Consider the following 12,868-nt stretch of genomic DNA (forward strand, 5'->3'; position numbering starts at 1 on the left):
CCTACCAACTAAAAAATCTGATATGAACAAAAAAAGCTATTTGCTCGCCTTCCTTTTGCTTCCCCTAATGACTTTTGCTCAACTGGAAAATGTACAATCAACACTTGAGATTTTTAATATTGTGACCAACGAACGTGAAATAATCCTTAGTGAAGAAGCCCATTTTGAAGCTCCAAACTGGAGTGGCGACGGAACTTTTCTGCTTATCAACCAGGGAGGAAAATTGTATAAAGTTGATCTGAAATCGAATAAAAAGACACTTATAAATACGGGCTTTGCCGACAGATGCAACAACGACCACGGCATTTCATTCGATGGCAAGTGGCTGGCAATAAGTCATCAAGCGGAATCAGAACCGGTGCCCGGAGAACCCACAAAAAAAGGATCACGAATTTATATTTTACCCATTGAAGGAGGAACACCCAAAGCGGTTACCCCAAAAGTACCGTCGTACTGGCATGGCTGGTCGCCCGATGGACAACGACTTGCTTATTGTGCCGAGCGAAATGGCGAATATGATGTTTATACCATTTCTGTTGATGGAGGAGAAGAAACTCGTTTAACCACCGAAACCGGTTTGGATGACGGCCCAGAATATTCACCCGACGGAAAATATCTTTATTACAATTCAATGGCGTCCGGCAAAATGGAGATCTGGCGAATGAATGTTGATGGCTCAAATAAAAAACAGTTAACCAATGATGCTTATTCCAACTGGTTTGCACATCCTTCTCCCGATGGAAAATATTTTGTATTCATTAGCTATCATGAAGATCAGGGAAGTGGCCATCCGGCAATGAAAGAAGTTTCGCTACGTTTAATGAATCTTTCGGACGGATCGATAAGAACACTGTGCTCTTTCACCGGCGGACAGGGAACCATTAACGTTCCTTCGTGGGCACCAGATGGAAAACGTTTTGCTTTTGTAAGCTACAAATACATCAAATAATATTTACAGTACCAACTCCATGACTGAAGTTTAAAATCCCTTGTATACAAGCATTAAGTCATGGGCAATTGCTTATATTTTAACGACGAACAAAATTACCAAACAATAATAACATGAATACTGAAAACACCTTCAACGAAGAAAATTTACCATCAGAAAAACAAACGGAAGTAAAACCTGAAACATTGGAACTTACCGAAGAAATAAACCACAACCTACACAGCGCCGGAAAATGGAGCCAGTTTTTGGCTATCCTCGGATTTATAGGTGTCGGTTTTTTGGTACTGAGCGGTATTACGATGAGTGTTGTGATGGCTTTTCTTCCCAATAACACTGCTGATTTCTTTCCCTTCCCGATGTTTTTAGTCGGTTTTCTATACATCATTTTTGCCGGAGTTTATTTCTTACCTGTTCTGTATTTATACCGTTTTTCGAGCAGTATAAAACAAGCCGTTGCATTAAAAAAACAAGATCAGCTGTCCAGCGCATTCAACAATTTACGTGCACACTATAAGACTTTTGGCATTATTATGATCGTTTTCATGTGCCTCTATCCAATACTAATCATTGGCATGGTACTGTTCGGATTTTTCTCAGGTTTTGGTGGCGCAGAAGGTATTCCGATGTAAAAAAGATTTCAAGATTGTTTTTTAAATCGATGTAGATTGAATAAGATTGTTTTCACGAACAAAGCTCCCGGCGAGGTATTCGAAACCTCTTACTTTTGCCTTGCTTTTGTAAAACTTTGTGGTATAAAAGGAGCGCTGAGTTTGAAAATATGGACAACTTGAAACTTACAACCAGTAACTTCATTGTTGCAGATCTCTCACTTTGTTCGAGATGACACTAAACTCAAAACTTTGCCCCCTGAACTCCCAACAATTTCTTACTTTTGCGGCAGAACAAAAACAAACAAAATGAGCGACGACAAAAAGATAATTTTTTCGATGTATAAGGTGAGTAAAACCTACCCACCCAACAAAACAGTAATTAAAGATATTTCACTTTCGTTTTTCCTGGGAGCCAAAATTGGTATCATCGGGTTAAACGGATCGGGAAAATCTACCCTGCTGAAAATTATTGCAGGTCAAGACGAGGCTTACAACGGCGAATTGGTATTTGCTCCGGGATATTCAGTAGGATTACTCGATCAGGAGCCTCAACTTGATGAAAGCAAATCCGTTATCGATTTGGTGAAAGAAGGCACACAGGAGACAGTAGATGTGTTAGCGCGTTACGAAGAAATTAACAATGAATTTGGCTTGCCCGAGGTTTATGAGAACCCTGATAAAATGGACGAGTTGATGAAGGAGCAGGCCGAGTTACAGGAAAAAATGGATGCATTGGACGCCTGGAACCTCGACAGCAAACTGGAACGTGCCATGGATGCGCTGCAATGCCCGCCTAACGACCAGCCCATAAGCGAATTATCGGGTGGTGAACGCCGGCGTGTTGCGCTGTGTCGTTTGTTATTACAGGAGCCCGATGTGCTGCTGCTTGACGAGCCTACCAACCACCTTGATGCTGAGAGTATTTTGTGGCTGGAAGCGCACCTCGATCAATATAAGGGAACGGTTATCTGCATCACGCACGACCGTTATTTCCTTGACAATGTGGCCGGATGGATTCTGGAGCTCGACCGCGGACAAGGTATTCCGTGGAAAGGGAACTACACCTCGTGGCTGGAGCAAAAATCGAAACGATTGGAACAGGAAGAAAAAGGCAGCCAGAAACGCAAAAAGACACTGGAACGCGAATTGGAATGGGTGCGTATGGCGCCGAAAGCACGTCATGCAAAAAGTAAGGCCCGTTTGAGTGCTTACGATAAAATGCTGAATGAAGACGCCAAACAAAAAGAAGATAAGCTGGAGATCTTTATTCCGAATGGACCACGCCTTGGCGATAAAGTAGTTGAAATGGAAGGTGTGAAAAAAGGTTTTGGCGACAAACTGTTATTTGAAGACCTGAGCTTTAAATTGCCGCCCGCCGGAATTATCGGGGTTATTGGCCCCAACGGTGCCGGAAAAACCACGCTGTTTAAGCTGATAATGAAACAACTGGAAGCCGATAAGGGAAGTATTGATATTGGCGATACCGTAGAAGTGAGTTATGTAGACCAAACCCACGATGCCATTGATCCGGAAAAAACAGTTTACGAAGTTATTTCGGGTGGAACAGAGACCATAATGCTGGGCAACAAACAAGCCAATGCCCGCGCTTATGTTGGCCGTTTTAATTTTAACGGAGCCGATCAGGAGAAGAAATGCGGCGTACTTTCGGGTGGCGAGCGCAACCGTCTGCACCTGGCAATGGCACTAAAATCGGAGGGCAACTTGCTGCTGCTTGATGAGCCAACCAACGATATTGATGTAAATACGCTGCGTGCGCTGGAAGAAGGTCTGGATAATTTTGCCGGTTGTGCGGTGGTAATTTCGCACGACCGCTGGTTCCTCGACCGTATTGCCACACATATCCTGGCATTTGAAGGCGACGGTCATGTTCATTTCTTTGAAGGTTCGTTCTCGGAATACGAAGAGAACCGTAAAAAACGTATGGGTAACGAAACACCAAAACGTTTTAAGTATAAAAAACTGATGGCGTAAGAAGCTCAGTGATTCTCCATTTTTCTGAGCTTAGCGAAGCAAAAATGCGAAGGATCACTATATCGGAAACCAAATACGCAAGCAAAGCCCCGTTCTGTAGTTGTTTCAGCATACAGAACGGGGCTTTTCACACTACGTCAAACCCCAATAATCTAATCGCAAAAAGGGAATTGGACTTCCTACTCCTGATTCGTTTTCCGCACACAGCAAAAAGTCCGAATACGTGGTACTGGATTTAAATTTTCACAGGTAAATAAACAGCTGTAACTGCCCAAATTATTCTTTTCAAGTATAAACAATTGCAGCCAAAATGCGTTTATAAAACATAATCCCAAGCTATAAAACCGAAACATGAAATCAATAAAAAGCAACTTTTATTTTTTTAACAGAAACAATTGAAATACCGAAACATGAAATTAATTGCATTATCCATTTTATTATTCCTTAATATTCTTCAACCCAGTAAAGCCCAAAATATTCAGGCTCCCTGGTTAGATATCGAACTTACAAATTATCAATATCCATATCCGGTTTCTACCTTACATCTGCATATTCAGGAGCAAGATTTAAAAATGGCTTATATGGATGTTAAACCAGATAATTATAACGGAAAAAACATTGTTCTGCTGCATGGGAAAAATTTCAATGGAGCCTATTGGGAAACAACTATTACTGCATTGACCAACGAAGGATTTCGTGTAATTGCTCCAGATCAGATTGGTTTTGGAAAATCATCAAAACCCGATCACTTTCAGTATACATTTCAACAACTGGCGCAGAATACAAAAACACTGCTTGATTCGCTTCAAATAACAAAAACAGCCATATTAGGTCACTCTATGGGAGGTATGTTGGCCAGTCGCTTTGCTCTAATGTATCCGGAAACAACTGAAAAGCTGATACTTGAGAACCCCATCGGGCTGGAAGACTGGAAACTGAAAGTACCTTATAAACCAATTGAGTGGTGGTATAAAAATGAACTTCAGAAAGATTTTGAAAGTATTAAAGCATACCAGTTAAAAAGTTACTACGATAACAAATGGAAACCGGAATATGATAAATGGGTTAATCTGCTTGCCGGATGGACGCTAAATGCCGATTACAAAACTATTGCCTGGAATGCAGCACTAACCTACGACATGATATTTACTCAGCCGGTGGTTTATGAATTTAAAAATATTCAGGCACCTACACTTTTAATCATTGGCACAAGAGACAGAACAGCATTGGGAAAACCGCTTGTATCTGCCGAAACCAGAAAAACGATGGGGCTATATAACGAGCTGGGGAAAAAAACACAGAAAGTAATCCCAAATGCTCAATTAGTTGAATTAGAAGACATAGGCCACTTACCGCACATTGAAAAATTTGATGCCTTTATAACCCCGTTGTCAGATTTTTTAACCAAATAACCTGCTACATATTTCATTAATATTTGGTGTCGCTCGTAAGTGTTTATAATAATTACGGGCGACACAACTTTAAGGCAAAATCTTATCATTGGCAAACTAATACTTCTGCAGCAACGCCAGCAACTTCCGGTCAAGTTTATGGCCATGCCAGTCTTCGTATTCAATGTCCTTTCTTCCGGAATCAAGAATTCCAAAATCGCCTCTAAAATTCCACAAAGCAAAGCCGATGTTGTGATCGGCCAATACACTGATCACATCCTCAAACCAGCTCAGAAAAACCTCGTGTGGTGTTTCGCGCCAGCAACCGCATTCGCCGCAGTGCACACCTACCCCATTTTTTACGGCTTCAATCCAGGGCTTGTAAAATTCCACAATTGTTTCCCGGCTAAATTTCTGTCCGTCAATTTCGCCCGGCCAAACCGGCATTGGCGCATCATCAGGATTTTCCCACACCCACGGTGCGCGGTAATGCGACACATAATGCGGATAATATCCACGACAGCTCTGACCGATTTCCAAATCGAAAATCTCAGGAATTACATCGGCACCAACATTGTTTCCATCGGCCACCACCAAATGATTTGGATTATGACTGCGAATGGTTTCCAACGCCGTTTTTGCCACTTTACGGTACAATGATCCGGGTATTGGTCCACGTTGCGAAAACTGGTCGTTCATGTCTTCGCGGGTGCAAGGTTCGTTCACTAAATCAAAACTGATCTGCTTGTTGGAATACGAAGCAAAACGTTTGGCCCACATTCCCCAATGTGCATAAAACGCTTCCTGTGCCTCGTTATCCTGCCACAGGTTGTATGGCTCGTTAAAACCGGCATTTACGCAAAATCCCGGTGCGCGGTGCAGGTTCAAACTTACATGCAGTCCGTGTTTATTGGCCTTATCCACCAACTGCTGAATATTGTCGACTTCTTTCTCATCAAAATTCAATACATCATCGGGCGTAATATCCTTCGATGTATCGTATTTAATGTATCGCGGATACGCCATAGGGAATCGGACAAAGTTAAATCCCCAATCGGCCATCCACTTAAAATCTTCTTCAGTCGAGCCATTGGAATTACTCCCCTTTCCGGGATTAAAATAATCGAGCAGGTTAAATCCGCGCCAGTGCGGTAAGGCATTAGAAGTTCCTGCCTGCGTTGCCGATAGAGTCCCTGCCATACTTACTCCGGCAGTTACCAGTCCGGTTGCTTTAATAAAATTTCGTCGTTGCATAGTTGGTTTAAATTGGTAAGGTTCTCAAAGGTATCAATTCTTTCTTATTTTCTGAAAGGTCTGCTGCTTCCCCGGAATACAAAGGTCATCGTTTTGTTTTTACGAAACGGGGTACATATAATTTACCCTTGACAAAGCCAACAAGAAATATGCTTCCCTGAATTTAAATTTATTCACCAGGTATTTTAGTGCCACAGTATAGTTATCCAATCCGTACTATTTTATATATTAACCGTACTAAACAATTATTTCTACTAAAAATATCATCTTAAAAAATTATGGTAAAAACTATCATTATTATTGCATTTTTTCTTTTTACAGTTGTTGCGGGTTCAAATGCCCAGCGGTTAATGGTTAGTCAAAATGGTCGGTATTTGGTAACCGAAAAAGGTGATCCATTCTTTTGGTTAGGTGATACTGCCTGGGAACTATTGCACAGGTGCGACCGCAATGAGATAAATATGTATCTGGGAAAAAGAGCATCTCAGGGATTCAATGTTGTGCAAACAGTTGTTCTGGCTGAGTTGGATGGACTCAATACTCCAAACCCTTATGGAGACACACCTCTTAAAGACAACGACCCCCGTTATCCAAATGATCAATATTTTCAACATGTTGACTATGCAATCGAAAAAGCTTCTGAATTGGGGATGTATATTGCATTGCTACCCACATGGGGAGATAAACTCAATACAAAGAGCTGGGGAGAAGGGCCAGAGGTGTTTAATGTAGATAATGCCAGATCGTTTGGTGAATATATTGGAGCTCGATATGCGGATTGCGACAACGTTGTTTGGATTATTGGTGGAGACCGAAATCCCCGGGAAAATTCACAGGATGTAAAAATATGGAATGCAATGGCTGAGGGAATCGCCTCTATGGCAGGCGGATATAAAAATACTTTGATGAGCTATCATCCTCAGCCAAAAGAAGGCGGGGGTTCTTCCACCTGGTTTCATAATGAAAAATGGCTCGATTTTAACATGCATCAAACAGGACATTGCGCCAATCAAGGTACATACAATCACATTACACATGACTACAATCTTCGGCCAATAAAACCGGTATTAGATGGCGAACCGCTTTACGAAGATCATCCCAATTGTTTCAACGCAAAAGAATTAGGCTACAGTATACCTGACGACATCAGGCGAATAATGTATTGGAATGTATTTGCAGGTGCCTTTGGCCAAACATACGGATGTCATGATGTTTGGCAAATGTACAAATTAGATAAAACTCCGGTAAACCAACCTTTACGCCCCTGGCCCGAAGCACTTGATTTACCAATGGCCAATCAAATGAAACATTTAAAAAATTTAATGCTTTCCCGGCCTGTCTTAACCAGAATACCAGATCAATCCATGGTTATGGATCCACAGCCCGAGGATAACAACTATGTTATTGCCACGCGAGATAATAATGGTACTTATGCAATGATTTATTTCCCGACTGGAAAAACAACATTCCTTGATTTCTCGGAGCTTAAAGGAACTACTTTTAACAGTTGGTGGTTCGATCCCCGCACGGGGAATGTCTTCATGGGGCCATCATTGGATAAATCAATTAAAACCAAAATAGAACCACCTACTTTCGGTAAAGGGCAGGATTGGGTATTGGTTGTCGACAATTCACGGGAGGCTTATAATAAACCTGGAAAAACTGTTTACTACAAAAAATAATCATCCTGTATACGAGTGCATCGTGTGATTTATTTCCTTCAGATTAGCCAAAAATAATTTAACTTAGTCAGCTAAACTAAACAACCTAATTATGAAAATTCTAATCTTATTCCTTTTAAGCTTGTTTTTTGCTTTTACCACCCATGCCCAGAATTCAAAAATTAATGTAGTTGTAATTGGCGCTCACCCCGACGATGCTGATGTTGATGTTGCTGGTACGGCTTACCAGTTTGCACAAATGGGGCACAATGTATTGTTTGTTTCGCTAACAAACGGCGATGCCGGACACTATAACAAGGGTGGCGGCGCACTAGCCAAAATAAGAATTAAGGAGGCTGAAGAAGCAGGCAAACGAATTGGAGTTACTTATAAAGTTCTCGATAATCATGATGCAGAACTGATGCCAACGCTTAAGTTGCGGCACGACATTATCCGGATCATCCGAAACTGGAATGCCGATGTGGTTATTACGCACCGTCCGTACGATTATCACCCCGACCACAGGAATACAGCCATTGCCGTTCAGGATGCGGCTTTCCTGGTAACCGTACCCAATGTGGCTCCCGATGTTTCGGCTCTAAAAGTAAACCCGGTATTTTTGTTTTCGCACGATAATTTTCAGAAACCCAATCCTTTTCAACCCGATATTGCTGTTGATATTTCGGCAGTATACGATAAAAAAGTTTATGGCATGGCAGCCCACGAGTCTCAGTTCTTTGAGTGGCTTCCTTGGCTTAACGGAAAGCTAGAAGAAGTTCCGGACAACGAGCAAGATCGTTTGGAATGGTTGGGAAAAATGCGTTTAAACACACCAACTCCTGCCATGCGTAAATCGCTGGAAAAATGGTACGATGCCGAAACTGCCGAAAAAGCTCAGGCAGTAGAAGCTTTCGAAATTTGCGAATTCGGCCGACATCCTTCAGATGAAGACATTAAAATGCTATTTCCGATGTTAGGTAAATAACAGCTATTGCTTTTAAGTTTTAAAAAGATAAGTGTTAATAGACAAGAATAGTCGGCCATTGATAGTGCAAATAATATATTTACTTTTATACACGAAAAACCAATTAAGAATTTAATCTTCAAAAATAAAATGGGTAAAAAGGGATCAATGCCAATCTTCCGGACTGTGGACGATTATATTGCCAGTCAATCAAAGGAAGCACAACTAATTTTACAGGAGTTAAGAAGTATCATCAAAGAAGCTGTTCCTGAAGTTGTTGAGATTCCGAATTATAAAGTTCCGTCTTTTACGCTAATTCCGGGAACAAGACCCCAGCAGCAAATAATGATAGTTGCTTATGAAAAATATGTAAGTTTTTACCCGTTTCAAGCTACTATAGACCATTTTGCTGACGAGTTAAAAAGCTTTGAATTGGGAAAGGGAACGGTTAAGTTTCCCTTTAACAAACCGTTGCCGCAAGAACTCATTAAGCGAATGGTTAAGTACAGAAAAAGAAATTTTATGTAAAAAAAATTGGACAAATTCTGCCTGAGCACAATAAGTGTGAATTGGAAAATACGTGCTACCACAAAATCCATCCAACCTGGTAATCAACTTCGGGCTTCAAACTTCCGTGATTAAATGAAATTTACAGGAACCAGAGCAGCTGCAATAAAATTGCAGAAGTTTAACCATTAACCAGAAAATAAAACAATCATGATTAATAAAAACCACTTTAAAAAAAAATTAGTTTATTCACTGTTTCTTTTACTCCTTTTCTATTCTTGCAGTAACAAGGAGAATAACCAATCGGACCAGAGTAGTATGTTTATGGGTAATAGTCAACATACAGGTTATTATAATTCACCATCAGTAAAAACGGAGCCAGATATTCTTTGGAAAGTAAAAACAGAGGGACAGGTTATTTCGTCTCCCACACTGGCTAATAATATTATTTATGTAGGTAGTGAGGACCATAAACTCTATGCAATTGATGCAACTACAGGAACGGTAAAATGGACGTACAAAACTAACGGCCCTGTTCATTCTACACCATTGGTAGCCAAAGGGAAAGTTATGTTCTTAAGCTATGATGGTTTCTTCTACGCATTAAGTCAGAATAATGGAAAACTTGTATGGAAATTTAAAACCCGGGGCGAATCAATATTTAAGGTGAAAGACTACTATAATGGTTCCTTTCAACCCGACTTTTGGGATTTCTATCTGTCATCAGCCATTTTTCACAACGACCGGGTATATTTTGGTTCGAGTGATTCGAATGTTTATTCACTTAATGCTGAATCAGGAGAAATGATATGGACTTATAAAACAGGAGGAAGTATCCATTCGTCGCCTGCTATCTACGAAAACTCACTTGTGATAGGTTCCTGGGATAGCAAAATATACTGTCTGGATGCCGAAAGCGGCAAGCAAAACTGGTCGTACTCCACCGGAAGAGATACGGCACAATATATCTGGCTCGGAATTCAAGCCTCTCCTTCCGTTGAAAATGGCATTGCATACATTGGCTCACGCGATGCAAAGTTCTATGCATTTAGTATTGAAACCGGCGATACCTTGTGGTCGAATAATAATTTTGACAGGTCGTGGATGCCGAGTTCGGCTGCAATTGGTAAAGAAAATATATACACTGGTTCTTCTGATTCTTTTAGCTTTTTCTCAATTAGCAAAGACAAAGGAGACATCAATTATGCAACGAAAACCAATTCCTATACCTTTTCAAGTCCGGCAATCGATGATGAAATGGTGTATATTGGTTCTGCCAATGGCAGATTGTACGGGATTAACCTTGATAACGGGGAAATAAAATGGGAGTTTGAAACGATTGGTTGCAAAACAGATACAACAAATGTATTTAACACAGAAGGGAAAATGGACATGGAAAAGATTAAACCATTAGTGGCCGATATTAAAGACATGCCAACGCTTTCTTCTTTATATGAGGAAATTTTTACCAATACCGGTGCCATTTTATCTTCACCCGTAGTATCCAAACAAGTCATTTATTTTGGCAGTTCAGATGGCTTTGTATATGCAATAACCAACAAGTAATACTGTAGTTATACAAAAAAATACAACCTTAAACGTCCCCTGTTTTTAATAAAAAAAAGGATTCCGACTTTGCCGGAATCCTTTCAAAAAGTATCGTATTTCTATATTAAACAAGCTCAACATTCACGGCATTCATGCCTTTTTGGCCCATTTCTTTGTTATAGTTTACTTTGTCGTTCTCGGTAATTTCATCTACCAAACCAGTGTGGTGAACAAAAATATCTTCACCTGTTTCGTTTGATGTGATAAAACCATAACCTTTGTCGTTGTTAAAAAACTTTACTGTTCCTTCATTCATAATCGTAATCTTTAAAATTGTATTTATATCTATTTGCTTGTTTGTTAATTAATTAACAAACGTATAAGCCATTCCTTTTTTTCCGGCTCTACCGGTTCTTCCAATACGATGAATATAACTATCCATTGTTTGCGGAAGTTGATAATTGATCACATGCGTTACTCCATCCACATCGATGCCTCGTGCTGCCACATCGGTAGCTACTAAAACCCGCGTTTTACCCGACTTAAACAATCGAATAGCTTTTGTGCGGTAGTTTTGTGATTTATTACCGTGTATTACATCTGAATTGATGCCCGATTGGGAAAGCTGTTTGCATATTTTGTCTACATTCCGTTTTGTTTCGGCAAAAAGAATCACCTTATCAAAACCTTCGCCGCTTAATAAATTACGAAGAATCTGAAATTTATTCTCGTTTGCCCCAACGCGCAGAATGTCTTGCTCAACCGTATTGGCGGCATTATTAACATTGCTCACATTTATTCTAACCGGGTTTTGTACGAATTCACTAATCAGCTTTTGCTGCGTTTTTTCGTAGGTAGCCGAGAACAACATGGTTTGCTTTCGGTTCTTCATCAAGGCAATAATTTTCTTAATGTCGTTAATGAATCCCATATCAAGCATCCGGTCGAATTCGTCGAGTACCAATATCGGTGTGTTTCCCAGGCGGAGTGCGCCTCTCGAGGTTAAATCGTTTAGTCGTCCCGGAGTACCAACAATCAGGTGGTTCTTTTTCCGCGCTTTGGCAACGTCGTTGTTAACACTGGTTCCGCCAATAAAGCAGGCCGAAAACAGTCGATGTCCCTGAGTTAACGATTTAAATTCATCTTCAACCTGCATGGCTAGCTCCCTGGTTGGAACAACAACCAAACATGTGGTAGTGTCGTTTGCCAACATCTTCTCAATAACCGGAATTAAAAAAGCTCCTGTTTTCCCCGTTCCTGTAGCTGCAATGCCAATGAGGTTACGGCCCGAAATCAAATCGTTTATCGACTTTTGTTGAATTTCGGTTGGTTCAACGTAGCCCTTCCGTTCAATAGTGTTTTTTAAACTTTGGCTAAGTGGCATTTCGCTGAAGTTTTGCTCAGCTATAAAAGGAGTTTCTTCAACGCGAACAGCCTGTTTTACCAGTAATGCAGGATTTATTGTAGAAACGTTTTTGTTTCTTGTATTGCGTTTCTTTGTCGTGTTTCTATATCGTTTGTTATTCATGTATTCTTTTATTTATTATCCGGCATACCCGGGTATTCGTTTGTTTATTCAATATATTTTTTGTGGAAAATGCTGTGGTAAGTATTCTTTACACTATATCGCTTTGTGCTGCCGGACTGAACGATGTCAGCGATTTTTTAATTCCCTGACATTGCAATGTCAGTAAGGGATTTACTGATGCATTCCGGCCAAATAAACTTATTCGACTATAATACGGCCAGTAATTCAACAATACATCGGATTTATAAATCCAACAATTGTTTTTAAATCTGTTAACCTGCTTTAATACGATGAAATAAAGGGAAACTTGTAATGGTAAGAATGATAATTTTTTAATAGTTCTAATAATTAATTAAGACAAATTTTCTTTCAAAGAAATAAGTAAAATGGATTCGTCTTCAGAAAATTATTAGGAACAATTAAACTTGCAACGGATACTCTGTTGTGCCTTTTTAGCGGCAAA

The 12,868-nt window shown here is 40.2% G+C and carries 11 protein-coding genes; 8 read left to right on the top strand and 3 right to left on the bottom strand.

Translation table 11 applies throughout. From position 1 onward, the window contains the following. The first annotated feature begins 22 nt into the window (after window positions 1–22). The 4 genes from G0Q07_RS13275 to G0Q07_RS13290 all read left to right on the top strand — a co-directional run bounded on the left by G0Q07_RS13275 (window position 23) and on the right by G0Q07_RS13290 (window position 4,964). Complete coding sequence (locus G0Q07_RS13275; protein WP_163346762.1) at window positions 23–949, top strand: TolB family protein; 927 nt, start codon at window positions 23–25, stop codon at window positions 947–949. A gap of 113 nt (window positions 950–1,062) precedes the next feature. Then, entirely contained in the window at window positions 1,063–1,578 is a 516-nt protein-coding gene (locus G0Q07_RS13280) for a hypothetical protein (protein WP_163346764.1), read from the top strand. Between the two features lie 288 nt (window positions 1,579–1,866). Further along, the gene (gene ettA / locus G0Q07_RS13285) at window positions 1,867–3,552 is read left to right on the top strand and encodes an energy-dependent translational throttle protein EttA (RefSeq protein WP_163346773.1); all 1,686 of its coding nucleotides are present in this window, start codon (window positions 1,867–1,869) and stop codon (window positions 3,550–3,552) included. Window positions 3,553–3,962: 410 nt separating this feature from the next. Beyond that, window positions 3,963–4,964, top strand: a complete 1,002-nt coding sequence (locus G0Q07_RS13290) for an alpha/beta fold hydrolase (protein WP_163346786.1) — start codon at window positions 3,963–3,965, stop codon at window positions 4,962–4,964. 96 nt (window positions 4,965–5,060) lie between these two features. Here the strand turns inward: G0Q07_RS13290 and G0Q07_RS13295 are convergent, their stop codons facing one another. Then, entirely contained in the window at window positions 5,061–6,197 is a 1,137-nt protein-coding gene (locus tag G0Q07_RS13295) for a cellulase family glycosylhydrolase (protein ID WP_163346788.1), read from the bottom strand. A 278-nt stretch (window positions 6,198–6,475) separates the two neighbouring features. On the opposite strand from G0Q07_RS13295, the gene G0Q07_RS13300 reads away from it, so the two are divergent. From G0Q07_RS13300 to G0Q07_RS13315, 4 genes are all read left to right on the top strand, one after another. After that, window positions 6,476–7,879, top strand: coding sequence for a glycoside hydrolase family 140 protein (locus tag G0Q07_RS13300; RefSeq protein ID WP_163346790.1), 1,404 nt, complete (start codon window positions 6,476–6,478; stop codon window positions 7,877–7,879). A gap of 91 nt (window positions 7,880–7,970) precedes the next feature. Beyond that, window positions 7,971–8,843 carry a PIG-L deacetylase family protein gene (locus G0Q07_RS13305; RefSeq protein WP_163346793.1) on the top strand — a complete coding sequence of 291 codons (873 nt, stop codon included), beginning with the start codon at window positions 7,971–7,973 and terminating at the stop codon, window positions 8,841–8,843. 129 nt (window positions 8,844–8,972) lie between these two features. Continuing rightward, complete coding sequence (locus G0Q07_RS13310) at window positions 8,973–9,350, top strand: iron chaperone (RefSeq protein ID WP_163346795.1); 378 nt, start codon at window positions 8,973–8,975, stop codon at window positions 9,348–9,350. Between the two features lie 303 nt (window positions 9,351–9,653). Continuing rightward, complete coding sequence (locus G0Q07_RS13315) at window positions 9,654–10,895, top strand: PQQ-binding-like beta-propeller repeat protein (protein ID WP_163346802.1); 1,242 nt, start codon at window positions 9,654–9,656, stop codon at window positions 10,893–10,895. A 106-nt stretch (window positions 10,896–11,001) separates the two neighbouring features. Here the strand turns inward: G0Q07_RS13315 and G0Q07_RS13320 are convergent, their stop codons facing one another. Together G0Q07_RS13320 and G0Q07_RS13325 are read right to left on the bottom strand one after the other, a co-directional pair. Further along, window positions 11,002–11,193 carry a cold-shock protein gene (locus tag G0Q07_RS13320; RefSeq protein ID WP_163346804.1) on the bottom strand — a complete coding sequence of 64 codons (192 nt, stop codon included), beginning with the start codon at window positions 11,191–11,193 and terminating at the stop codon, window positions 11,002–11,004. 48 nt (window positions 11,194–11,241) lie between these two features. Then, the gene (locus tag G0Q07_RS13325; RefSeq protein ID WP_163346806.1) at window positions 11,242–12,405 is read right to left on the bottom strand and encodes a DEAD/DEAH box helicase; all 1,164 of its coding nucleotides are present in this window, start codon (window positions 12,403–12,405) and stop codon (window positions 11,242–11,244) included. Window positions 12,406–12,868 lie beyond the last annotated feature (463 nt).

It is taken from the genome of Draconibacterium halophilum, assembly GCF_010448835.1.
GTDB lineage: Bacteria > Bacteroidota > Bacteroidia > Bacteroidales > Prolixibacteraceae > Draconibacterium > Draconibacterium halophilum.